This window comes from Acidovorax sp. ST3 (assembly GCF_003231145.1).
Taxonomy (GTDB): Bacteria; Pseudomonadota; Gammaproteobacteria; order Burkholderiales; family Burkholderiaceae_C; genus Acidovorax.
In genome coordinates this window covers 245,388-269,081 of record NZ_QKVP01000006.1, presented here as the reverse complement: position 1 = coordinate 269,081, position 23,694 = coordinate 245,388, and the positions used below count along the sequence as shown (strand labels likewise).

Here is a 23,694-nt window from a genome sequence, read left to right as displayed (position 1 = left end):
ACGCCTCACACGTTGTGCAGCACCTCGCCCTGGCGTACCGCAGCGCCTGACCGCACCAGTTCATCCGCCAGGCTCTGCAGCCATTCGGCCTCGGTCTGGGCTGCAAAGTGGCGCGCGCGCAGCATGCCGAAATACGGTGTGGCCTGCGCCCAGGCCGTGAGGTCGGGGATGCCGATCTGCTGCCATTCGAGCAGCTTGTACTTCAGCAGCACCTTGGCCGCGTAGAGCGCGTGTTTGCCCGGGTTGCGCACAAAGCCGTCCAGGCGGCGGCGGGCGCCGTCGATGGCGCGGGGCGCATCGGCAAACACGGGGCCGTGCCCCGGGATCACGACCTGCGGCGACAGCGTCTCAATCAGGTCCAGCGTGGCACCCACCTGGGCAAAGGCATCGTCGCCCTCCAGCTCGGGGAACACCACGCCAAAGCCGTTCTCCCACAGCGCATCGGCCGAGATCAGCACGCGGCCCTGGGGCTCGAACAGCACCACCGAATGGGGGTCGTGCCCGGGCGCGGCGTGCACCTGCCAGGGCTTGTCGCCCAGCAGCACACAAGAGCCCGGCACCAGCAGCGTGTCGGCCCGAAAGGGCGGACACTCCTGCCCGGTGGGCGTGTAGCTCAGCGCGTAGGCATCCCACTGGCGCACATGGTCGGCCTGGCCGGGCGGGATGGCGGTGATGACGCCCGGCCAAGCCTTTTGCAGCGCCGCGTTGCCTCCGCAGTGGTCGCTGTGCAGGTGGGTGTTGAGGATGCGGTCCAGCGCGCGGCCCTGCAGCGTGCCGCGCACCAGGTCCACGGTCTGATCGGCATGGCTGCAGTAGCCGGTGTCCACGATGGCCGTATCGTGCTGGCCGATGAAGAGGATGTTGTTGGCCGACAGCCAGCCGCGTTCGAGGACGGTGATTTCGGGGGGCAGGAGGTCGTGGGGCTCGGAGCTGGGCATGGGGCAGGCAATAGATGATGCCCCAGCGTACCCCAGGTGTGCCCTGCCAGACGTTCTCCAAAACCCGCAACGCCCGGCCTGCGGCGGGCCCGGCGGGTGTCACAACCTCAGAACCTCAGAAGGTCACGCCCGCCACCAGGATCACGTTGGCGTACGGTGTGCACTCGCCCGTGCGCACCATCACGCGGGCTTGCTGCGTCAGGCGCTTGAAGTCCTCGTGCGAAACCGCCTGGGGAGTGACTGGCAGTTGGCACCAGCTGGGCAACTGGCCGCCGTTACGTTCCACCGCCTCGGTGGCGATCACGGCCTTTTCGACCTGCATTTCTTCCAGCACTACGCGCAGCACATCGGCCACGGCGGGGATGCCGGGTGTGAGCGCCAGGTCGATACGGCGCGGGCCGGGGGGGATGGGCAGGCCCACGTCGCCAATCACCAGCATGTCGCCATGGCCCAGGGTGGCGATGGCGTGGGAGAGTTCGGCGTGCAGCAGGGCGGTGCGTTTCACAGGGGGCTCCAGGCGGGTGGTTGGGGGCTGTGCGCCACGGCGGCGCGGGTGGGGATGGAGGGCTGGGCGCCGGGCTGGGTGACGCACAGCGCCGATGCGCGGATGCCTTCGCGCACGGCGGCGTCCAGTGGCTCGCCGCGTGCCAGGGCCACGGCCAGCGCCCCCAAAAAGGTGTCGCCTGCGGCCGTCGTGTCCACAGCCTTCACGACGAGGCCAGGGTGGTAGCGGTTGCCTGCGGCATCGGCGGCCACGGCACCTGCTGCGCCCAGGGTCACCACCACCTGGGCGGGGCCCTTGGTGCGCAGGGCTTGTGCGGCCTGCGCGGCGTCGGCGGGCGTGGTCACGTTCTGGCCCGCCAGCGCAGCGGCTTCCACTTCGTTTACCACCAGCGTGTGCACCAGCGGCCACAGGGCTTCGGGCAGGGGCTGGATGGGCGAGGGGTTGAGCACCACCGGGCAGCCAGCGGCATGCGCCATCTCGGCGGCGGCCAGCACCTGGGGCAGGGGCGTTTCAAACTGCAGCACCAGGCCGCCTGCGCCTTGTAGCGCGGGGCCCAGAGCGGCAGCATCCAGCACAAAGCGGCCGTTGGCTCCGGGCACGACCACGATGCGGTTCTGCCCCGTCGCTTCTACCGTGATGGCGGCCACGCCGGTGGTGGTGTCGGTGTCAGTTTGCACGCCACTGTGGTCAATGCCGTCGGCGTCCAGCCCGGCGCGCAGCGTGTGGCCGTAGCCGTCGTCGCCCACGCGGCCAAACAGGGCCACCTGGGCGCCCTGGCGCGCGCAGGCCACGGCCTGGTTGCCGCCCTTGCCGCCGGGCACCAGGTGCAGGGCATCGGCCAGCACGGTTTCGCCGGGACCCGGTGCGTGTTGTACCTGCAGCACCAGGTCCATGTTCAGGCTGCCGACGACGGCAATGCGGGGCGCGTGGGGTGTTTGGGGCGTGCTCATGCCACACCTCCGGGCGCATGGGCGGTGGAGGCGCGCACGCGCAGCTCGGGCTGCAGCATGACCTTGCGCGCGTCCTGGCGCTTGCCGTCGATGCGCTCCAGCAGCATGTCCACGGCCAGCGCGCCGATGCGCTGCTTGGGCTGGGCCACAGTGGTGAGCGGGGGGCTGGTGAAGGCAGTGAGTTCGATGTCGTCAAAGCCGACGATGGACAGTGCCTCGGGCACGCGCAGGTCGCGTTCGTGCGCGGCGCACAGCGCGCCCATGGCCATGAGGTCGTTACAGACGAAGACGGCTGTGGGTGGCTCGGGTGCGCGCAGCACGGCGTGCATGGCTTCGTAGCCGCCCTGGCTGGTGAAGTTGCCGTGCCACAGCAGGCCCTCACCCGTGCCGCAGCCCGCGTCGGCCAGTGCCGTGCGCCAGCCGGCAATGCGCTGTTCACTGGGGGCAATGCCTTCGGGGCCGCCAATGCAGGCAATGCGGCGGTGGCCCAGCGACAGCAGGTGGCGCGTGGCCAGCAGGCCGCCCTGCATGTGGGCGGTTTCCACCAGGTCGCAGGGTTGTTGTTCGGCGATGTCGATTTCGCGGTCCACCAGCACGGTGGGGATGGACAGGCCTGCGAGCTGCGTGGCCAGCGTGGCGTCATGCCCGGTAGAGACCACGATCAGCCCGTCGATGCGCCGCTCGGCCAGCACCTGCAGGTAGGTGCCCTGGCGGTGCGCCTCGTCATTGGTGTTGCACAGGATGACGTTGTAGCCCGCGCCAAAGCAGCGGTCTTCCACGCTGTGCACGATCTCGGCAAAGTAGGGGTTGGAGCTGTTGGGGATCAGCATGCCCAGCGTGCGCGTGTTGTTGCTCTTGAGGCTGCGCGCGATGGCGCTGGGCACGTAGCCCAGAGCGCGGATGGCGGCCTCGACGCGCTCGCGGCCCTCGGGGCTCACGCGGCGCGTGCCGTTGACCACGTGCGACACCGTGGTGACCGACACCTCGGCGTGGCGCGCAACGTCCTTGATAGTAGCCATGCAAAAAGAAGAATGAGGTCGTGGGTGGTGGGGCGGCTGGATGCGGGGCTAGTCTTTCAGACCTTGGCGCGGCGCTGGCGCAGCGTGTCCACAATGACGGCCGCCACGATCACAAAACCCGTGATGATGCGCTTGCTGGGCTCGCTGGCGCCCACCTGGGCCAGGCCTGCTTCGAGCACCGCGATGATGAGCACGCCAAACGCGGTGTTCACCACCGAGCCGCGCCCGCCCATCAGGCTGGTGCCGCCAATCACCACGGCGGCAATCACCTGCAGCTCCATGCCCGTGCCCGCGTTGGGGTCCGCAGCTTCGAGCCGGGCCGACTGCATCAGGCCCGCCAGGCCTGCCAGCAGGCCGGTCATGGCAAACACGATCACGCGGATGGGGCGCGGGTCCACACCGGCCAGGCGCATGGCTTCTTCGTTGGTGCCAATGCCCACCACGCAGCGTCCAAACACCGTGCGCGACAGTACCAGCTGCGCCACCACCACCAGCACCACGGCCAGCAAGAAGGCGAACGAGATGCCGCCAAAAAAGGGCGCCGACAGCCACGAGATCGCATCGCCCACGTACTGGGTGCGCGAGTCGGTCACCACATACGCGCTGCCGCGCACGGCTTCGAGCATGCCCAGCGACACGATGAACGAGGGCAGCCGCCATGCGACGGAAATCATGCCGGTGATGGTGCCGCACACCAGGCCGGTGGCCAGCGCCAGCGCAGCGGCGGCGGGTACCGTCCAGCCCCACTGCAGGATGGCGGCGGCCGAGGTGGCGGCGGCCAGCGCCATCACCGAGCCCACCGACAGGTCGATGCCCGCGATGATGAGCACAAAGGTCATGCCCACGGCCATCACGGCCAGGGCCGGGATTTCGTTGGCGATGGTGATGAAGGTCTCGGCGCTCCAGAAGTATTCGGACAGCGACGAGAACAGCGCCACCATGCCCGCCAGCACGGCCATCAGGCCCAGGTAGGTGCCCAGCTGGCTGCGCCAGACCGAGGCGGAGGAAGGTGCCGCAGCGGGCGCGGCAGATGTGGTGGGGGCGTTCATGCGGTGACGGGGGAAGAAGTTGAAGGGTTTGTGCTGGTGCGCCCGCCGGGCTCGGAGAACGCGGCGGCCAGCAGTGATTGTTCGGACCACTCGCCGCGCTCGAACACGGCCACCAGGCGGCCCGCGCTCATCACGCCGATGCGGTCGGCCATGGCCATGAGTTCGCGCAGGTCCGACGACACCATGAGCAGCGCACGGCCCTCGGCGGCCATGCGGTCCAGCTCGCCATACAGCTCGGCGCGCGCGCCCACGTCCACGCCGCGCGTGGGTTCGTCGAGCAGCAGCACGCGGCCTTCGCGGTGCAGCCAGCGGGCGAACACCACCTTTTGCTGGTTGCCGCCGGACAGCTGGCCCACGGGCTGTTCCGGGCCGTGGCAGCGCACGCGCAGGGTGCGGATGAATCCCTGCACCAGACGGTTCTCAAGCCCGCGCTGCAGCCAGCCGCCGCGCGACACGGCCGACAGGTCGGACAGCGTGGCGTTGATGCGGATGGGCTGCGACAGCAGCAGGCCCTGGGATTTGCGGTCTTCGGTGACCAGGCCGACTCCGGCGGCAATGGCCTGCAGCGGCGACGTAAAGCCCCGCTGCCAGGTGCGGGGTACGGTGGGCGCCGGAGCGAGATGTTTTGCTATGTTTTGTGTAGCTGTTTGCGCATGATCTTCTAGCGCTTGGGGCTGTTTTTGCTCTGAAGTCGGGTGCAGCGTCACGCTGCCCCGGTCTGCCCGGTCGGCGCCAAACAGCAGGCGGACCAGCTCGGTGCGGCCCGATCCGACCAGCCCGGCAATGCCAAAAATTTCACCGGCCCGCAGCTCCAGGCTCACGTCCTGCACGGCGGTGCCCCGGCCCAGCTTGTCTGCGCTCATCACCACGGGGCCGACGGGGCGGCGCGGGCGGTGGTCCAGGTCGCTCACCACGCGGCCCACCATGCGCTGCACCAGGTCGTCTTCGCTCATGCCCGCCATGGGGCGCACGTCCACCAGGCGGCCATCGCGCAGCACGGCCACGCGGTCTGCAATGCGGCGCAGCTCTTCGAGCCGGTGCGACACGTAGATGATGGCCACGCCACGCGCGGTGAGGTGGGCGATCTGCTCAAACAGGTAATTGGTCTCGCGCGGCGTGAGCATGGCCGTGGGCTCGTCGAGCACCAGGATGCGCGTGTCGTCCTGCAGGTTGCGCGCAATCTCCACCATCTGCTGCTGGCCAATGCCCAGCTGCGAGACGGGTGTGCCGGGGTCGATGGTGTCGAGCCCGATCTTGGCCAGCTGCGCACGGGCGGCGGCGTGCAGCACATCGCGCTGCAGCCAGCCCAGCCGGTGCGGCAGGCGGCCCATCAACAAATTCTCGGCCACGGTGAGCGTGGGCACCAGGCCCAGCTCCTGCATCACCATGCGCACGCCGTGGCGCTCGGCATCGCGGCGCGACGAGGGGGCGTAGGCCTGCCCCGCCAGCTGCATGCCGCCGCGTGTGGGCTGTTCCAGCCCGCAGAGGATCTTGGACAGCGTGCTCTTGCCCGCGCCGTTCTCCCCGGTCAACGCCAGCACCTCGCCCGCAACCAGCTCCACGTTCACGCCATCGAGCACGGTGGTGGTGTAGTCCTTGCCCACGGCCTGGATGGCGAGCAGGGGTGTACGTGGTGAGTCAGGTGACGGGCTGGTGGGCATGGCAGTGTGTGCAGTTTTTAATTTTGCAGCGGTGAACAAAGCTCAGCGAAGCGGTTCTGGCTAGGCGCCGTGTCGCAGGCAGTACTGGAAGTACGACAAGACACGGCAACAACGCCAGAAGAGCTTTGTTCTCCGCGCCAGGGCTTACTTGCTGTCCTTGGTCACCAGCACCACATCCGTCTTCACCGTGGCAGGCAGCTGGTTTTGCGGCGTCTTGGCGGCCAGGGCCTTCTGCGCCAGTTCGATGCCGAACACGGCCTGCTTGGCGGCGTACTGGTCGGCGGTGGCCAGCACGCGGCCGTCGGCCAGCATGGGCTTGATGGCGCCGATGTTGTCGTAGCCCACCACTTGCACCTTGCCGGTCTTGCCTGCAGCCTTCACAGCGGCCACGGCGCCCAGAGCCATGCTGTCGTTGCCCGCCAGCAGGGCCACCAGGTCCGGGTGCTCACGCATCATGCCGGCGGCCACGGTGTTGCCCTTTTCAATCTCCCAGTTGCCGGACTGCACGCCCACCACGGTGATGTTGGCGGCCTTCATGGCGTCCTGGTAGCCCAGGGTGCGCTGCTGCGCATTGAAGGTGGTGGACACGCCTTCGATGATGCCGACCTTGTCTCCCGCCTTCAGCGTCTTGGCCAGATGGTCGCCCACCAGCTTGGCGCCCGCGCGGTTGTCGGGGCCCACGAAGGGCACGGTGATGTTCTTTTCCTTCAGCGCATCGGCATCGAGCTGGTTGTCGATGTTGACCACGATGATGCCCTTGTCGATGGCGGACTTGACCACGGGCACCAGCGCCTTCGAATCCGCCGGGGCCAGCACGATGGCGTTGACCTTTTGCGCCACGGCCTGTTCGATCATCTTGATCTGCGCTGCCGTGTCGGTCTCGTTCTTGATGCCGTTGGCCACCAGCGTGTATTCCTTGGCATGGGCCTTCTGGTGCGCCTTGGCGCCGTCTTCCATGGTGCGGAAGAACTCGTTGGCCAGCGACTTCATGATGAGCGCGATCTTGGGCTTGTCTTGCGCAAACGCAGGGCTGGCCAGCAGGCTGCCCACAACGGCGAGGGCGGCGGCGGTCTGAACGGAACGGCGGGTGAACTTCATGGGGGTTGTCTCCAGGTTGGAATGTGGATAAAGGCAACGCTGAACAAGCCTCTCGCGCCCGGCGCATCCCTGGCTCAGCACGGTCTGCAGCGTTGCAAATCCTCGCGATAGCTACGGCTATCGCTGTGGTTTGCGCCTTGCAGTCCATCCCGACCCAGGGCCCGCCGCATCGTGGAGGCTTATTCAGCGTCGCCCTCAGGCGACCGACAGCGCGGATAGAACCCCGGCATACCCCGCAAAAAGGAGCGGCTGCGGAGGCCCGGTGCCTTGTCACGATCGGGATGATAACGAAAGCAAACGTTTGCGCAAACGTTTGCTAATCAGTAATTACCCGGAGATGCCGACATCGGAGCACCTGGTGCGCGCGAGCGGTTCACAGTTTTTGCGCCCAAGAAAAAGGGCGCCGAAGCGCCCTGGGGGAGGTTGCCGGGTGCGGCGTTCGGGCCGCCGCGCCCATGAACAAGGTCAAGCCTTGCGCAATTCCCTGCGCAGGATCTTGCCCACATTGCTCTTGGGCAGCTCGTCGCGGAACTCGATGTACTTGGGGCGCTTGTAGCCGGTGAGGTTCTGGTGGCAGTAGTTGGCCACTTCGTCCTCGGTCAGGGCCGGGTCGCTCTTGATGATGAACACCTTGATGGCCTCGCCCTGTTTCTCGTCGGGCACGCCAATCGCCGCGCATTCGACCACGCCGGGGCACAGGCTGATGACCTGCTCCAGCTCGTTGGGGAACACGTTGAAGCCGCTCACCAGGATCATGTCCTTCTTGCGGTCGATGATGCGGGTGTAGCCCTGCGGGTCCATGATGCCGATATCGCCCGTGCGCATGAAACCATCGGGCGTGAAGGCCTTGGCGTTTTCTTCAGGCTGGTTGTAGTAACCCGTCATCACGTTGGGGCCGCGGATGCAGATCTCGCCCGACTCGCCCTGGGGCAGGCTGTTGCCTTCGTCGTCCTTGATGGCAATGTCGATGCCCGGCAGCGGCAGGCCGATGTTGCCGCTGAAGGTGGTGCTGATCACCGGGTTGTTGGTGCCGATGGCGCAGGTCTCGCTCATGCCCCAGCCTTCGATCATGGTGCTGCCGGTCACCTTCTGCCACTGCTTGGCCGTGCCCTCGCTGGCCGCCATGCCACCGGCCTGCGACACGCACAGGTGCGAGAAGTCCAGCGTCTTGAACTGAGGGTTTTGCAGCAGCGCGTTGAACAGCGTGTTCACCGCCGGCAGCATGTGGAAGGGACGCTTCTTCAGCTCGGCGATGAACTTGGGAATGTCGCGCGGGTTCGGGATCAGCGTGAGGCTGGAGCCCTGGCGGATGGCCAGCAGGCACAGCGTGAGCGCAAAGATGTGGTACAGCGGCAGCGCGGCAATGCTGTTGGCCTTGGAGAGGTCACCCACCTTGGACAGCGCGGGCGTGAACCAGGCCTCGGCCTGCAGCGTGGCGGCCACGATGTTGCGGTGGGTGAGCACCGCGCCTTTCGACAGGCCCGTGGTGCCACCGGTGTACTGCAGAAAGGCAATCGAATCCAGCGTGGCCTGGCTGGGTGCGAGCGACTTGTGCTCGCCCAGCGACAGCGCCTTCTTGAACGTAACCACCTTGCGCCCATTGGACAGCGGCAGGTCATACGCAGGCACCATCTTGGCCAGGTGGCGCACGGCAAAGGTGATCCATTTGCCAAACCAGAAGCCCAGCAGGTCGCCCATGGACGCCATCACCACATGCTTGACGGCGGTGTGGTCCACGACCTCGGCCAGCGTGTGGGCAAAGTTCTCCAGGATCACGATGGCCGTGGCGCCCGAGTCCTTGAGCTGGTGCTCCAGCTCGCGCGCGGTGTACAGCGGGTTTACGTTCACGCAGGTGTAGCCCGCGCGCAGCACGGCGGCCATGGTCACGCCAAACTGCGGGATGTTGGGCAGCATGATGGCCACGCGCGCGCCGGGCTCCAGCCCCAGGCTCTGCAGATAGGCGCCCAGCGCGGCCGAGCGGCGTTCCAGCTCGCCATAGGTCATCCACTGGTCCATGCAGACCGAGAACGGGCTGGATGCGTGTTTGCGGAACGACTCTTCCAGCAGGTGGGCCACAGAGCGGTATTGCTCGGGCTTCACGTCATGCGGGACGCCCGGGGGGTAGCTCTTGAGCCAGATCTTTTCCATGCGCGTGTTTCCTTGTGCTCGCCAAATGCCGTTGATAGGTGGGCACAGATTGTGGAAGGCGGGGGCGCAACGGGCTATCGGGCTTGTCCTAGTGTGTGGTTAAGCTGGGTCCCGCAGGTGACAGGATCGGCGTCGAAGAGCAAATCCATCAGCGCCCGCTCGCGTTGCTCGATGGTGGCCAGGAACTGCTCCACCCCGCCCCGCTGGCGCGCGAGCTGGCCGAAGGTGTCGAACCCGGCCTCCAGAAACTTCTGCAGCGCGCCCATGCCCGCCGCGTTGGCCGGGCCGCGCATCATGCGCAGCATCATCCGCAGGCCGGGTGTGCGGGTGAGGCGCGCCAGGTCGGTGCCCATGGCCAGCACGCGCTGCAGCTGCTGCTGGCGCGCATGGCGCTGGCCCACGGTGCGCCAGGCGGCGGTGTAGCGGGCGGCGTCGCTGGCTTCATCGGCACCTTCGTGCGCCAGCCACGCGCGGCCCATGTCCTGGTCCAGTTCTTCGGTCTGCCCGTGCAGCACGGCCAGGGCCACGGCAGTGTTCACAACCGGCTGGGGAAACATGGTCTGCAGCGTGCCCGCGATGCGGCCAAACTGCTGGTCTCGGTCGGTGTAGTCGGTGTCGCTGTACAGCTCTTCCAGAAAAAACCGGGCGGCGGGCCCGAACGCGGGTGACGCCATAAGGTCCGCATAGGTGCCGCGAAAGCGCCGCGCCTGAAAGGTCTTGACGCTGCCCACCGCCGCCCCCAACGCCGGGTCGCCCGTGCGGTGCAGGCGCAGGGCGGTCACATCGGCAATGGCATCGCGGATGGTCTGGGCGGCATCCATGGGGCGGGGTCCTTTCAGCGTTCTGCGGGGTGCGGTGTCAGGCTGTGGTCAGACCGCACAATGCGGCTGGTCCATTACAACATTTGCCCATCACCACCATCATGATGATCGCGCGCTGGCAACGAACCCTTCTTCTGAGCATCCTGCTGGCCATGGCCGCCTGGCTGGTGTGGCAATGGCCCCATTCACCCTGGCGCGCCGTGCTGGGGGCCTTGGTACCGCTGTGTCTGTACCTGGTGGTGATGGCGGTGGAGTTTGTGCTGATGCACATCACCAACTGCGCCGACGCCGCGCCGCGTGCTCGCCTGTCGCAGGTGGTGGGTGCCTGGTGGGCCGAGGTGTGGGTGGCGCTGCTGGTCTTCTGCTGGCGCCAGCCGTTTCGCCACCAGTCCGTGCCCGACTGGCTGCCTGCTCAGCCGACCGGGAGGCGCGGCGTGGTGCTGGTGCACGGCTTCATGTGCAACCGGGGGCTGTGGCTGCCGTGGTTTGCGCAGTTGCAGGCGCGGGGGCATGCCTATGTGGCGGTCAATCTGGAGCCGGTGATGGGCTCGATTGACGAGTACGCCGACATCATCGAAGACGCTGTGCGCAAGGTGACGGCGGCCACGGGGCAGGCGCCGGTGTTGTTGTGCCACAGCATGGGCGGGTTGGCGGCGCGGGCGTGGCTGCGGGCGCACCAGGCGGATGGGCGGGTGCACCGGGTGTTGACGCTGGGCACGCCGCATGGGGGTACGTGGTTGGGGCGTTTCAGTCGCGCGGTGAATGGGCGGCAGATGAGTTTGGCGGGGGACTGGGTGGTGGCGTTGCAGCGGGCGGAGCCTGCGGGGCGGGCGGCGTTGTTTACCTGTTGGTATTCGAACTGTGACAACATCGTGTTTCCGGCGACTACGGCGGCGTTAGCGGGGGCGGGGCACCGGTTGGTGGAAGGGGTTGCGCATGTGCAGATGGCGTTTGACCCTGGGGTGATGGGGGCTTGTCTGGAGGAGGTTGCTCGGGGGTGATGTTTTGGTTCTATTGGCTGGATGCGCTAGTGGGATATGCGCTGGTAGCTATTGATTTTGTAGTATTCGGTCGCGTGCGCTGATTGGGTGGCGTGCCTTTGTTGAGGGCGGAGGCCGGGAGTCGCCCCGGCGGGCGAGGTACTTTTCTTTGCTTCGCCAAAGAAAAGTACCCAAAAGAAAGGCGACCCCCAGTCTGCGACCCCTTCGCGTGGCGAAGGGGCAAACCTGCGTCGGGGCGGTTGCGGGGTGCGCCGTGGAACTCACTGCGCTGCGTTGCAGCTTCGTTCGGACATCCACGGCGAGTCAGTTCACGAAGCACGCGCGCTGCGGCGCGCGCGCCACCCCCCAACCGCCCCGCCGCAGGCGCAGCCAGCAGGGGTGGGACAGCCGAACAGCCGAACAGCCGAACAGCCAACATCCATCCGGGCCATTGCTGCGCTCGGCCTCGTTTTGCGGGCGCAAGCGCCACGCGCTGCGCAAGCTGGGCCGAGCGAAGCAAAGGCCCGTATGGATGTTTGGTTCCCCTTGCCCCTCTGGATGCGCCGAGGAGCGCAGGGTTTGGCGGATCAGGGCTCGCGATTGTCTGAGCGCAGCGAGTTCTAGCGAGACCCCGCGAAACCCGAGCACCGCAGGTTGCCCCGGCGCGCAGCGCAGGGGACGCAGACAGTGGGGTCGCCCTTTCTTTGGTTCCTTTCTTTTGGCGACGCGAAAGAAAGGGACTCGCATGCCGGGCGACTCCCGGCCTCCGCCCTTAACCCAGGCACAGAGCCCAATTCATCCACAAGCTCCAACAACCTCAGCCAGGTATTGCTGGATGCAGAAGAAATGCTATCAAATATGTAGCTAATAAGGCATGAATCACTAGCGCTAGCAGCCAATACCACCAAAAATCAAGCCGCCACAGCCTCCCGCTCGTCCGCCGCAAACTCCGGCAGCCCCCGTAGCCGCTCATAGATCGGCGCAAAGTCCGCTGCCGTCATCTCAAACAGCTGCTCAAAGCTGTCGATCACAAAATACGTCTGCTGGTACGTATCGATCTTGTAGCGCGTGCGCATGGTCCGCTCCAACTGCAGCGGAATGCGCTGCGGCTCCGTGCTCTGCACCGAATACGCCAGCTCCCCCGACGAACTCAAAATCCCCGCGCCATACGCCCGCAACTGACCGGCCTCGCGGATCAGACCGAACTCGATCGTGTACCAGTACAAGCGGCTCAGCATCTCGCACGACCCCAGCCCCTGCGCCTTCAGCCCGCCCTGGCCGTAGCGCTGCACATAGTCGGCAAACACCGGGTTGAACAGCAGCGGCACATGCCCGAACAGGTCATGAAAAATGTCGGGCTCGACGATGTATTCGAACTCTTCGGGCTTGCGGATCCAGTCCGTCACCGGGAATTTGCGGTTGGCCAGCAATGTGAAAAACGGCACCTCCGGGATCAGCCCGGGCACGCCCACCAGCTCCCAGCCGGTCGCTTTGTAGAGGCGCTCGTTGACCTCTTCAAAACGCGGGATGCGGTCGCTCGCGCCCAGCGAGGGCAGGGCGTCGATGAACGCCTGGCTCGCTAAGCCCGGCAGCAGGGCGCGCTGGCGTTCGTACAGGCGGCGGTAGGTGTCGTGGTCGGCGGCGGTGTAGGCCGCGTAGTCCTGCGGGCAGGTGTAGTCCGCGTTCGCACGCGAGTAGTCGCCACGCGGTGGGCGGGTGGATTGGCCATAGACGACAGGGGCTTGTCCCATTTTTTTCTCCTTTGCCGCGATGGTCGGCGCACCGCGACGGGGGTGCGCACCAGCCCACGCGGCTGCTAATCGATCTTGATCTTTGCGGCCCGGATCAGGAACTCGTACTTGCTGTTTTCCGAGCGCACAAACTGCGCAAATCCGTCGAGCGTCAGCTCTTCGGGCGTGATGCCCATCTTCTTGAACTTCTCCTTGCCGGCGGGCGAGTGCATCGCGGCGCTGAACGCGTTGGCATAGCGGCGAGCATCTGCATCGGGCAGCGAGGCGGGCGCGAACAGGCCGAACCAGGTGGACACGTTGAAGCCCTGCACGCTGTCGTTGATGCTGGGCACGTTGGGCAGCGCCTCGTTGCGGCTCAAAGTGGTCACGCCCAGCGCCAACAGCTTGCCCGACTGGATCTGCGGCAATGCCGAGGCCAGGTTGTCAAACACCATCAGCACCTGGCCGGACTCCAGCGCCGCCAGCGCGGGCTTGGAGCCCTGGAACGGCGTGTGGCCCATCTTGGTGTTGGTGAGCGACTTGAACATCTCGGCCGAGATGTGGCCGATGCTGCCGTTGCCGCCCGAGCCGTACTTGGCCTGGTCCGGGTTCTTTTTCAGGTACTGCACCAGGTCGGGCGTGGTCTTGATGCCCAGCTTGGCCGCCTGCTCCGCGTTCACCACCAGCACATTGGGCGTGCGGGCCACGAGGACGAGGGGTTTGAAGTCCTTGAGTGCGTTGTAGGGGAAGTTCTTGTACAGCCAGGGGTTCACCGCGTGCGTGGCCACGGCGCCCATCAGCACCTGGTTGCTGGTCTTGGGGGCCTTGGCGACCTGGTCGGCGCCGGTATTGCCGCCTGCCCCCGGTTTGTTCTCCACAGTGATGGAGCCCAACTGGGCTGCGGCACCGTCGGCCACGATGCGGGCCGAGGTGTCCAGCGGACCACCAGCGGGGTAGGGCACCACGATGGTGAGCGGGGCAGACGGGTTCTGCGCCAGCGCGACAGTGGCTGCGCCGGCCAGAAGGGTGCTGAACAGGGTGCTACGGAGCGACATCGGGATCCTTTTGAGTTCCGGGGAGCGCGCAGTATAGGCACCTGTGCAGGGTTAACCCTGGATGTCTGATGTCTTATGTGTTCAGCACACCACGGCGGATCTGGTCGCGTTCCAGCGACTCGAACAGCGCCTTGAAGTTGCCTTCGCCAAATCCGTCGCGGTAGTCGCCTTCGCGCTGGATGAATTCAAAGAACACCGGGCCCAGCATGGGCGTGGAGAAGATCTGCAGCAGCAGGCGGGGTGTGCCGTCGGCGGTGGTGCCGTCCAGCAAGATGCCGCGCGACTGCAGCTCGGGCACGGGCTGGCCGTGGCCGGGCAGGCGGGTGTCCAGCATCTCGTAGTACACGTCATTGGGCGCCGTGGCCAGCTGCACGCCGGCCATGCCCAGCTTGTCCACCACGTCCAGCAGGTTGTCGCAGATCAACGCAATGTGCTGGATGCCTTCGCCATTGAACTGCATCAAAAATTCTTCGATCTGGCCGCCACCCTGCTTGGACTCTTCGTTCAGCGGGATACGGATCTTGCCGTCGGGCGCGGTCATGGCCTTGGAGGTCAGGCCCGTGTATTCGCCCTGGATGTCGAAGTAGCGGATCTCGCGGAAGTTGAACAGCTTCTCGTAGAAGTTGGCCCAGAAGCCCATGCGGCCGCGGTACACGTTGTGCGTGAGGTGATCGATCTCGTTCAGCCCATGGCCCACGGGGCGGCGGTCTACGCCTTCGATGAATTCGAAGTCGATGTCGTAGATGGACTTGCCGTCTTCAAAGCGGTCGATCAAATACAGCGGCGCGCCGCCAATGCCCTTGATGGCGGGCAGGCGCAGCTCCATGGGGCCGGTGGGAATATCGATGGGCTGCGCGCCCAGTTCCAGCGCGCGGTTGTAGGCCTTGTGCGCATCCTTCACGCGAAAGGCGAGGCCGCAGGCCGAGGGGCCATGCTCGGCGCCAAAGTAGGCGGCCTGGCTGTGGGGCTCGCGGTTCAGGATGAAGTTGATGCCGTTCTGGCGGTACAGCACCACATCCTTGGAGCGGTGCTTGGCCACGAGCGTGAAGCCCAACTTTTCAAACACCGCCTCCAGCACGCCCGGCTGGGGCGAGGTGAATTCGACGAACTCGAAGCCCATCAGGCCCATGGGGTTGTCCCAGGCTTGGAGCTGGGCGGCGGTTTCTTGCGGCAGGGCGGCGTTCATGGGGTGTCTCCGGCATTCGTTGATGAATGTCATGGACTGTAGGCGCGGCCTGCCTCATGTTTCTGGCGAATTCAAGAGGCTTGGCCGCTTGATTTGCAGGAATCTTGTGAATGGTCAAAATTTTGCGCAGTATGGCGGCGCGCTGCCGCTGGATTGCCGCCCCGGGGCTGCGTCGGTATCAGAAGAGCTAGGGATGTCCTGAATAACTCCCTGCGGTCCGTGGTAGCACGGCCTCGGGCCATCCGCTGCGTTGCTTTTTTTGCCAATAGCCCGGCTATTGGCTGCAAAAAGACGCCTTGCGGCCTGTCCCGATCCGCACCACCACAGACCTGCGAGGGTTATCCAGGACATCCCTAGGAGCCCGAGGTGCCCGCGTTAAGCCGGCGCAGCGCCAGTGCGGCGTCGATGCGTTGTTGCTCCTCGGGCGAGAAAAGCTGCTGGCGCAACTGCTGCAGGCCAGGGCCTTCGCCCTGTTGCGTGCGGGCTTGGCTGTACTGGTCCAGGCGCTGGTTCCAGTGCTGTTCCTCCCGGTCCAGCTGGGCCATGGCCTGCGCGGCTGCCGGGCCGTATTGCGCGCTGCGGGCGGCGTAGCGGGTGCGTTCGTCGGCATTGCTGGCGTTGAACGCGGCCGTCTGCGCGGCGGCGGCCATGTGTTCGGTGGCGGCGCTGCGTTCGGCGCGGCGCTCGGCGGAGAGTTCGTTGTCTGCCTCCTGCAGCGCCTGGGCGCGCTGCTCGGGGCTGAGCTGGGTGTTGCGCTCAATCTCCAGGCGCGCCAGGGTGTAGCGGTCCAGGTCGGCCTCGCGGGCAAACAGGGCGTCGTATTCGGCGTCGTCAAAAAACTGCAGGCGTACCTTGTGGCGCGCCTCCAGGGCATCGCGCAAGGCGCGTGGGTCGGTCAAATCCTGTGGCGCTCGCAGGCTGCCCAGGGCCACACGGTAGTCCACATAGCGCTCGGCCAGGGCCAGTGCCCGCGTGGCGAGCGCGGCGGGGAAATGCTGGTTGACCAGTGCGGCCAGGCGCTGCTTGAGCGTGGCCGGATCGCTGGCGTCGCCCGCTTCCATCAGCAGGGCTTCCAGCGTGTCGCGCAGGCCGTGTACCAGCAGCGGGTCGGCCGGGCCGTCAGGGGTAATGGCGCGGCGGCGTGCAAAAAAGCTGTTGTCCGCGCCCTGTGCTGGCGATGGTTGTACCTGGGCACCGGCGGTGGCGGCGGCCGCCCCCACGGGTGGTTGATGCGTATCCCCCGCGCCCAACCCGGCAGGGCCTCCCAGCCACCAGACCACGGCGGCCGTGGTGAGGGCAAGGACTGCGGCGGCAACCGCCCAGGTGCGCGAGGGTTGGGCCATGGTTTACAGGCCTTGCTGCTTGAGGCGGTTGGCGTGTTGGCGGTACAGCGTCACCGGGTCGGTGGAGAACCAGTCGCGCAGGCCCAGCAGCTGGTTCACCTCGTCGAGGTGGTTCTGGCGGTAGTCGCCCAGGTGTTTGCCCAGGCGCGACGAGCAGGCCGACACCAAGCCGTCGTTGGCTTCGCCAAAGGTCAGACTCAGCGTGGCCAGCAGCGCGTCGCTGGCGTCGAGCACGTTGGTCAGGGGCAGGGTGCCGGTCCAGGAGTAGTAGCGCACGCCGTTCACCAGCTCCGCGCCGCTGCTGCAGCCGGAGGTGGGCACGCCTTGTGGGAAGCGGCTGTTGAACTTGGCCGAGCCAGCGGTGGTCAGCGAGTCCAGCGCCGCCGTGGGCATCTGGGGCAGGCCGGTGCCGCCAGAGGTCAGGTTGATCAGTCCCACCAGCGCCTTGGCGGCGGCACTGGCCACGGCCTCGGACACCGAACCTGCGGGCGCTACGCCGCGCAGGATGTCGGCCACACGCGAACCCCGGTTCACGCCGCCGATCGACGTGACCGATGCCACCAGCTGTGGCGCCACACCGGCCACATAGCGGGTGGTGGGGCCACCGTGCGAGTGGCCCACGAGGTTGACCTTGGACGCCCCGGTCAGCGCCAGGATGGTCTTGACCTGCGCCAGCAGTTGCTCGCCACGCACCTCAGTGCTGTTGGCGGCCGACACCTGGGCCACGTAGACCTTGGCGCCGCCCTGGCGCAGCGCGTCGGGGATGCCGTAGAAGTAGTCGATGCCCAGGGCCGAGTCAAAGCCGAACAGGCCGTGCACCAGAACGATGGGGTAGCGCGTCTGGGTGTAGCCCGTTTGCGCCTGCGCGCCCACGCCCAGCAGCAGCAACCCCGCTGTGGCTGCCAGCACCAGTCGCCGCAAAAAGCGGCTGAAAAATCCGGTCATGTGTTTGTCTCCGTTGGTATGGTTTCTTATGTCTGCAAAAACGAACGACCGTTCTTTTTTGCGAGATCAATTCTTGTATTCAGCCCCTGGAGTCACTATCGGGACATACCCGCGTGTGCGCCGCAGCATGCAGAAACTGTGCGGTTGTTCGTAAAATCCTGCGCCATGAAAGCCTTTGACGCACTCGACAAGCTGGACCGCGCCATCCTGCGCCGCCTGCAGGACAACGGCCGCGAGACGTACGACGTCATCGGAGAGCAGGTGGGTCTGTCGCCCAGCGCGGTGCTGCGCCGCGTCAAGCGGCTGGAGGACAGCGGCGTGATCCACCGCTACGTGGCCCTGGTGCAGCCCGAGGCGGTGGGGCTGGGACTCACGGCGTACCTGAACGTACGGCTGGAAAAGCACACCGAAAGCCACAAACGCAACCCCATGGACCTGTTCCGCGCCAGCGTGCAGACCTGGCCTGAGGTGGTGGAGTGCGCATCGCTGACCGGCGAAATGGACTACCTGTTGCGCGTGGTGGTGGCCGACATGGCGCACTACAGCCGCTTCATCATGGACACCCTGCTCAAGCACCCCAGCGTGCAGGACTGCAAGACCAGCTTTGTGCTCGACCGCGTGAAGGCGACCACGGCCGTGCCGGTGTAACCCGGCGCGGGCCTTGGCCACGGGACGCACCCGGGCAGGTCACAGGCGTGACTCGCTGTGGCGTCTATTGATGTGGCGGAGGTTGCCGTAGGACGGTCCGCGCTTTACGCTCTGCCTTGTGCAAAGAAGGCTTGGCGCAAATCAGAGTGCAGCTGCCCCAGCCGTCGCGTCTGCGACCCCTGCAGAGGAAATTGGGGGTACAGACACTCTTAAATTGATAGCTATTGAGGCATGATCTTCCAGCGCCTAGGGCCGATTTTTCGGTATTTTGAGTCGGATCACTATTTTGTTGCGGCGCAGCAATTTGGACTGGAAAAGATGAGGGAAAACCCTTATATTTGGCGACATGTTCGCAACCAAAGACTGGCTCAAGGCATCCTGGTACGCAGGCCGGGACATGCTGCGCCCGGTAACCGGCGGCTCTTCTGCCTCTGACATTCACATCCACCAGCAGGAGACGCCCGTGATGGTTCCTATCCGCTCCCTGGGCCCCTCCTATCGGGAGCGGATCACCCAGCACCTGCTGCAGCTGGAGCCTGCAGACCGCTACCTTCGCTTTGGCTATGCCGCCAACGACGAGCAGATCCGCCGCTACGCCGAGCAGCTCAACTTCGAGCGCGACGAAATTTTTGGCATTTACAACCGCCGCCTTGAGCTCATTGCCATGGCCCACTTGGCGTTCTCGGAAAACCCCGAACACAAGCCCTGTGCCGAGTTTGGTGTGTCCGTGCTCAAGCAGGCGCGGGGCCGTGGCTTTGGTGCGCGCCTGTTCGAGCGCGCCGTGATGCATGCGCGCAATGAGGGCGTGAACATGGTGTTCATCCATGCGCTGTCTGAAAACACCGCCATGCTCAAGATCGCGCGCAACGCCGGTGCCACGGTGCGCCGCGATGGGTCCGAGTCCGAGGCTTACCTGCAGATTCCGCCCGCCAGCCTCGACACGCGCATGACCGAAATGGTCGAGCAACAGTTCGCCGAGGTGGACTACCAGCTCAAGAAGCAGGCCAAGCAGTTCTGGGATTTCCTGGCCAGCGTGCAGGAAGTGCGCAGCGGCGTGCAGCACGCGCGCCATCAGTCGGCCGAGTGAGCGACCCGGGCCGCGCCGGGTCGTGAGATCGGCCGGTGTGGTCCTGTCACGGCAATCCGCTATCCTAGGGGCCTGATTCACTACCGCACGTCCTGCACTCCAGACAGTGTCTGACCCGCACCCCGCGCACCCCGGGCGACCGCCCGAGAGGGAAGACAAGCGCAGCTTCCTGCAGAAAGTGGCCGAGTTCATCCACCCCGGGCCGGATTCGACGGAAGAACTCATCGAAACCCTGGCCGAGGCCGAGGACAACGAGGTCATCGGCGCCGAATCGCGCGTGATGCTGGAGCGCGTGATCCGCATGGCCGACATGACGGCGGGCGACGTGATGGTGGCCGCTCCGCGCATGGACCTCGTCAACATCGATGCGCCTTTCGAAGAGCTGCTGCACCTGGTGATCAGCACCGCGCATTCACGGTTTCCGGTGTACCAGGGCGAGCGCGAGAACATCATCGGCATCCTGATGGCCAAGGACCTGCTCAAGCTGCAGCGCGCCCCTGAGCTCAACATCCGCGCGCTGCTGCGCCCCGCAGCCTTTGTGCCCGAAAGCAAGGGCTTGAACGACCTGCTGCGCGAGTTCCGGGGCAACCGCAACCACCTGGCCATCGTGATCGATGAGTTTGGGCGCATGGCCGGGCTCATCACCATCGAAGATGTGCTGGAGCAGATCGTGGGGGAGATCGAGGACGAGTTCGACATCCCCGAAGACCAGGGCGACATCTTTGGCCTGGCCGACCGTACCTACCGGGTGAGCGGCGACACGCCGATTGAACGCGTGGCCGAAGCCTTCGAGGTGGCCATTGCAGGCAGCGACCCGGACAAGCATTTCGACACCATCGGCGGCCTGATCGCCCACGAGATGGGCCACGTGCCCAAGCGCGGCGAGCACCTTCAGCTCAGCGGCCTGCACTTTGTGGTGCTGCACACCAAGGGCGGTGCGGTGCGCTGGTTCAAGGTGTCCCGGGTCGAAGCCACCGACGCCGCCGACTGATGTCGCGGCACTCTCGGACGGCGAGCGGGCCGCTGCTGCCGCAACTGCTGCTGGCGCTGGTTGCGGGCCTGGCCCAGGCCGCCTCGCTGGCCTGGCCGGGCAACGGCCAACCCCTGTGGTGGCTGCAACTGGTGTCGATGGCTGTGCTGGCCTGGCTGGTGCGACCTGCAGCAAGCGCAGGCTCAGGGCTCCGCACGGTGCGCTGGCAGCGGGGCGCAATCCTCGGTGGGGTGTTTGGCTCCGCTTGGCTGGCGGGTACATTCTGGTGGCTGTTCATCTCCATGCATTCGTATGGCGGCCTGCCCGCGCCGCTGGCGGTGGCTGCGGTTCTGGGTCTGGCAGCGTTTCTGGCCAGCTACTACGCAGCCGCTTTGGCACTCTTTTGCCGCTATGCGCCGGTACATCGTGGCGGAGGTGCTCTCTTTTTCGGAGCGCTCTGGTTGCTGGCCGAGCTGGCGCGGGGCATCTGGTGGACGGGGTTCCCGTGGGGCGCAGGCGGCTATGCGCATGTGGACGGTCCGCTGGCCGTGCTGGCCCGCCACATGGGGGTGTATGGCATCAGTGCCGTGGCCGCTGCGTTGGCAATGGGCCTGGTGCAAGTGCGCGCGGCCGACCTGCGCAGCGTGCGCTGGTGGGCGCTGCTGCTGGCCATGGGGGGACTGCTGGCCTGGGCCACGGTAGACCGGCATTGCGCCGTGGACCTGTGCCACACCCCGGCGCATCGCCGCCCGGCGCCCCTGAGCCTGGAGCTGCTCCAGGGCAATATCCCCCAGGACGAAAAATTCCAGCCCGGCAGCGGCGTGCCCGTGGCCCTGCAGTGGTATGCCGAGGCCTTGCGCAACGCCCAGGTCGACCTGGTGGTGGCGCCCGAGACGGCCATTCCGTTGTTACCGCAACAGCTCATTCCCGGATATCTGGAGGGCATCCAGCAACGCTATGCGCAAGGCAGCCAGGCCGCGATGGTGGGCATTCCGCTGGGGGATGAGGCCCAGGGCTATACCAATTCGGTACTGGGCATGAGTGCTGCCACGCAGGCCGAGCCGTACCGCTACGACAAACACCACCTGGTGCCGTTTGGCGAGTTCATCCCGCCGTTCTTCAAGTGGTTCACGGAGATGATGAACATCCCGCTGGGCGACTTCAACCGGGGTACGGTGGGCCAGGCCTCCTTTGCCGTGGCGGGGCAGCGCATTGCGCCCAACATCTGCTACGAAGACCTGTTTGGCGAGGAGCTGGGTGCGCGGTTCATCGACCCGGCCCAGGCGCCCACGGTGTTCGTCAACTTCAGCAACATTGGCTGGTTTGGCGACACCCTGGCGATTGACCAGCACCTGCACATCAGCCGCATGCGCGCGCTGGAGTTCGAGCGTCCTATGGTGCGCGCCACCAACACGGGCGCCACGGTCATCATCGACCACCGGGGCGTGGTCACGCACCAGCTGGCCCGCTACACGCGCGGCGTGCTCAAAGGCGCGGTGCACGGCCGGGGGCTGGACTCACAGAGTGGCTGGGCCATCACGCCTTACGCGTGGTGGGTGTCCCGTTGGGGGCTGTGGCCGCTGTGGGGCCTGGGGGCTCTGGCGCTGCTGGTTGCCATGGTCGCCGCCAGGGGCCGAAGGGCGCTTGGCGATTGATCCAGGTCAGGCATTACGCCGGCCTGCACAGGGGCCCGCGCAGGCCGGTGTTTAGAGGCGGCTCCCTATGCCTTGATAATAGAGCCCCGCAACCGGGGGCTGGTGTTGCGTAAAACGATGATTTGAGGCGGGCCACCCGCCGTTCTGGAGCACGACTGAACATGGCAGATTCCTTTTCCTACGAACAACTGATCGCTTCGGGCGAAGGCCGGCTGTTCGGCGCTGACAGCGGGCGACTGCCGCTGCCACCCATGCTGATGTTTGACCGCATCACGCACATCGACGGCGATGGTGGCGCGCACGGGCTGGGAAAGATCCGTGCCGAACTCGACGTCAAGCCCGACCTGTGGTTCTTTGCCTGCCACTTCCAGGGCGACCCGGTCATGCCCGGCTGCCTGGGGCTGGATGCCATGTGGCAGCTCATCGGCTTTTACCTGACCTGGCTGCAACTGCCCGGCCGGGGCCGCGCACTGGGCGCGGGTGAGGTCAAGTTCACCGGCGAAGTGGGTCCGGATGTGAAGCTGGTCACCTACGAAATCGACATCAAGCGCGTCATCAAGCGCAAGCTGGTCATGGCCATCGGCGACGCCCGCCTGCTGGCCGACGGCAAGGAAATCTATGTAGCCAACGACCTGCGCGTGGGGCTGTTCAAGCGCGAGGGTGACGACAAGGACGCAGCATGACCACCAAGAAGCGTGTAGTCATCACTGGCGCGGGCATCGTCTCGTGCATTGGTAACGACCTGGCCACCGTGGAGGCCTCGCTGCGTGCAGGCACCAGCGGCATCAAGGCCGTGGAAAAGTTCAAGGAGCTGGGCCTGCGCAGCCAGGTGGGCGGCGCTCCCGAGATCGACATTGAAGCGCGCATCGACCGCAAGCAGCTGCGCTTCATGGGCGACGCGGCGGCCTATGCGCAGATCGCGCTGGAAGACGCGATCCAGCAGGCGGGTCTCACCCCCGAACAGGTCAGCCACCCGCGCACCGGCCTCATCATGGGCTCGGGCGGTGGCTCGCCGGCCAACCAGATCGAAGCAGCCGACACGCTGCGCGAGAAGGGCATCCGCCGCGTGGGGCCGTACCAGGTCACGCGCTGCATGAGCTCTACGGTGTCCGCGTGCCTGGCCACCAACTTCAAGGTCAAGGGCATCAACTACTCCATCACCTCGGCGTGCTCGACGTCGGCGCACTGCATCGGCGCTGCTGCGCAGCAGATCGCCTGGGGCGTGCAGGACGTGATGTTCGCGGGCGGCGGTGAAGAGCTGAGCTGGGGCATGTCCCTGCTGTTCGACGGCATGGGTGCCATGTCCAGCAAGTACAACGAAACGCCCGAGAAAGCCTCACGCGCCTACGACGCGAACCGCGACGGCTTTGTGATCGCCGGCGGTGGCGGCGCCGTGGTGCTGGAGAGCCTGGACCATGCGCTGGCCCGCGGCGCGACCATCCTGGCCGAAGTGGTGGGCTTTGGTGCCACCAGCGATGGCGAAGACATGGTGGCCCCTTCCGGCGACGGCGCCATTGCCTGCATGCAGCAGGCCATGGAGGGGCTCGATGCCCCCATCGACTACATCAACACCCACGGCACGTCCACCCCGGTGGGCGACATGCAGGAAGTGCGTGCCATGCGCGCCCTGTTCGGCGACAAGGTGCCGCCGTTCTCGTCCACCAAGTCGCTCACCGGCCACTCGCTGGGTGCCACAGGCGTGCAAGAAGCCATCTACTGCATGATCATGCTGAACAAGGGCTTCATCGCTGGTTCGGCCAATGTCGAGACACCCGACCCGGCCCTGGGCGACATGCCCCTGGTCACCCAGACGCGCGATGCGCAGCTGACCACCGTGTTGTCCAACAGCTTCGGCTTTGGCGGCACCAACGCCAGCCTGGTGCTGCGCCGCTGGAACGACTGACCG

General features: G+C 66.1%; 21 protein-coding genes. 7 read left to right on the top strand and 14 right to left on the bottom strand.

The features are described 5' to 3' along the window. Positions 1–5: 5 nt before the first annotated feature. The 9 genes from DNK89_RS19955 to DNK89_RS19915 form a co-directional block, all read right to left on the bottom strand. Complete coding sequence (locus tag DNK89_RS19955; RefSeq protein WP_110961529.1) at positions 6–938, bottom strand: MBL fold metallo-hydrolase; 933 nt, start codon at positions 936–938, stop codon at positions 6–8. Positions 939–1,053: 115 nt separating this feature from the next. Next, positions 1,054–1,443, bottom strand: coding sequence for a D-ribose pyranase (gene rbsD / locus DNK89_RS19950; RefSeq protein WP_110961528.1), 390 nt, complete (start codon positions 1,441–1,443; stop codon positions 1,054–1,056). Continuing rightward, a complete protein-coding gene (gene rbsK / locus DNK89_RS19945; protein ID WP_110961527.1) occupies positions 1,440–2,393 on the bottom strand; it encodes a ribokinase in 954 nt (317 codons plus the stop codon). Before rbsK ends, rbsD begins: the two co-directional genes overlap by 4 nt. Then, positions 2,390–3,412 (bottom strand): LacI family DNA-binding transcriptional regulator, encoded by a 1,023-nt coding sequence (locus tag DNK89_RS19940; protein WP_060984503.1) that lies wholly within the window; start codon positions 3,410–3,412, stop codon positions 2,390–2,392. Before DNK89_RS19940 ends, rbsK begins: the two co-directional genes overlap by 4 nt. A gap of 56 nt (positions 3,413–3,468) precedes the next feature. Then, a complete protein-coding gene (locus tag DNK89_RS19935) occupies positions 3,469–4,461 on the bottom strand; it encodes an ABC transporter permease (RefSeq protein ID WP_110961526.1) in 993 nt (330 codons plus the stop codon). Further along, entirely contained in the window at positions 4,458–6,122 is a 1,665-nt protein-coding gene (locus DNK89_RS19930) for a sugar ABC transporter ATP-binding protein (protein WP_110961525.1), read from the bottom strand. The genes DNK89_RS19935 and DNK89_RS19930 overlap by 4 nt, the downstream gene beginning before the upstream one ends. Positions 6,123–6,266: 144 nt before the next feature. Continuing rightward, positions 6,267–7,220 carry a sugar ABC transporter substrate-binding protein gene (locus tag DNK89_RS19925; RefSeq protein WP_110961524.1) on the bottom strand — a complete coding sequence of 318 codons (954 nt, stop codon included), beginning with the start codon at positions 7,218–7,220 and terminating at the stop codon, positions 6,267–6,269. Between the two features lie 465 nt (positions 7,221–7,685). Then, a complete protein-coding gene (locus DNK89_RS19920; RefSeq protein WP_110961523.1) occupies positions 7,686–9,368 on the bottom strand; it encodes an AMP-binding protein in 1,683 nt (560 codons plus the stop codon). Between the two features lie 74 nt (positions 9,369–9,442). Further along, positions 9,443–10,189, bottom strand: coding sequence for a hypothetical protein (locus tag DNK89_RS19915; RefSeq protein ID WP_110961522.1), 747 nt, complete (start codon positions 10,187–10,189; stop codon positions 9,443–9,445). A 104-nt stretch (positions 10,190–10,293) separates the two neighbouring features. On the opposite strand from DNK89_RS19915, the gene DNK89_RS19910 reads away from it, so the two are divergent. Beyond that, positions 10,294–11,190, top strand: a complete 897-nt coding sequence (locus DNK89_RS19910) for a triacylglycerol lipase (protein ID WP_203422412.1) — start codon at positions 10,294–10,296, stop codon at positions 11,188–11,190. Positions 11,191–12,080: 890 nt separating this feature from the next. On the opposite strand, the gene phhA is transcribed toward DNK89_RS19910, so the two are convergent. From phhA to DNK89_RS19880, 5 genes are all read right to left on the bottom strand, one after another. Then, on the bottom strand, positions 12,081–12,920 hold the full coding sequence (gene phhA, locus DNK89_RS19900) for a phenylalanine 4-monooxygenase (protein ID WP_110961520.1): 840 nt from the start codon (positions 12,918–12,920) through the stop codon (positions 12,081–12,083). A 65-nt stretch (positions 12,921–12,985) separates the two neighbouring features. After that, entirely contained in the window at positions 12,986–13,954 is a 969-nt protein-coding gene (locus tag DNK89_RS19895; RefSeq protein ID WP_110961519.1) for a tripartite tricarboxylate transporter substrate binding protein, read from the bottom strand. 73 nt (positions 13,955–14,027) lie between these two features. Next, the gene (gene hppD, locus DNK89_RS19890) at positions 14,028–15,140 is read right to left on the bottom strand and encodes a 4-hydroxyphenylpyruvate dioxygenase (protein WP_110961518.1); all 1,113 of its coding nucleotides are present in this window, start codon (positions 15,138–15,140) and stop codon (positions 14,028–14,030) included. Between the two features lie 353 nt (positions 15,141–15,493). Then, positions 15,494–16,483, bottom strand: coding sequence for a lipase secretion chaperone (locus DNK89_RS19885; RefSeq protein ID WP_110961517.1), 990 nt, complete (start codon positions 16,481–16,483; stop codon positions 15,494–15,496). A gap of 3 nt (positions 16,484–16,486) precedes the next feature. After that, complete coding sequence (locus tag DNK89_RS19880) at positions 16,487–17,428, bottom strand: triacylglycerol lipase (RefSeq protein ID WP_110961516.1); 942 nt, start codon at positions 17,426–17,428, stop codon at positions 16,487–16,489. A 165-nt stretch (positions 17,429–17,593) separates the two neighbouring features. On the opposite strand from DNK89_RS19880, the gene DNK89_RS19875 reads away from it, so the two are divergent. The 6 genes from DNK89_RS19875 (at position 17,594) to fabB (ending at position 23,691) form a co-directional block, all read left to right on the top strand. Next, a complete protein-coding gene (locus DNK89_RS19875; RefSeq protein ID WP_015012403.1) occupies positions 17,594–18,076 on the top strand; it encodes an Lrp/AsnC family transcriptional regulator in 483 nt (160 codons plus the stop codon). A 346-nt stretch (positions 18,077–18,422) separates the two neighbouring features. Continuing rightward, entirely contained in the window at positions 18,423–19,163 is a 741-nt protein-coding gene (locus tag DNK89_RS19870; RefSeq protein WP_015012404.1) for a GNAT family N-acetyltransferase, read from the top strand. 106 nt (positions 19,164–19,269) lie between these two features. After that, positions 19,270–20,154, top strand: a complete 885-nt coding sequence (locus tag DNK89_RS19865; protein WP_110961515.1) for an HlyC/CorC family transporter — start codon at positions 19,270–19,272, stop codon at positions 20,152–20,154. Further along, positions 20,154–21,788 carry an apolipoprotein N-acyltransferase gene (lnt, locus tag DNK89_RS19860; protein WP_110961514.1) on the top strand — a complete coding sequence of 545 codons (1,635 nt, stop codon included), beginning with the start codon at positions 20,154–20,156 and terminating at the stop codon, positions 21,786–21,788. Before DNK89_RS19865 ends, lnt begins: the two co-directional genes overlap by 1 nt. A gap of 161 nt (positions 21,789–21,949) precedes the next feature. Continuing rightward, positions 21,950–22,471: a 3-hydroxyacyl-[acyl-carrier-protein] dehydratase FabA gene (gene fabA / locus DNK89_RS19855; protein WP_015012407.1), complete on the top strand. Its 522-nt coding sequence runs from the start codon at positions 21,950–21,952 to the stop codon at positions 22,469–22,471. After that, positions 22,468–23,691 carry a beta-ketoacyl-ACP synthase I gene (gene fabB, locus DNK89_RS19850; RefSeq protein ID WP_110961513.1) on the top strand — a complete coding sequence of 408 codons (1,224 nt, stop codon included), beginning with the start codon at positions 22,468–22,470 and terminating at the stop codon, positions 23,689–23,691. The genes fabA and fabB overlap by 4 nt, the downstream gene beginning before the upstream one ends. Positions 23,692–23,694: the final 3 nt, after the last annotated feature.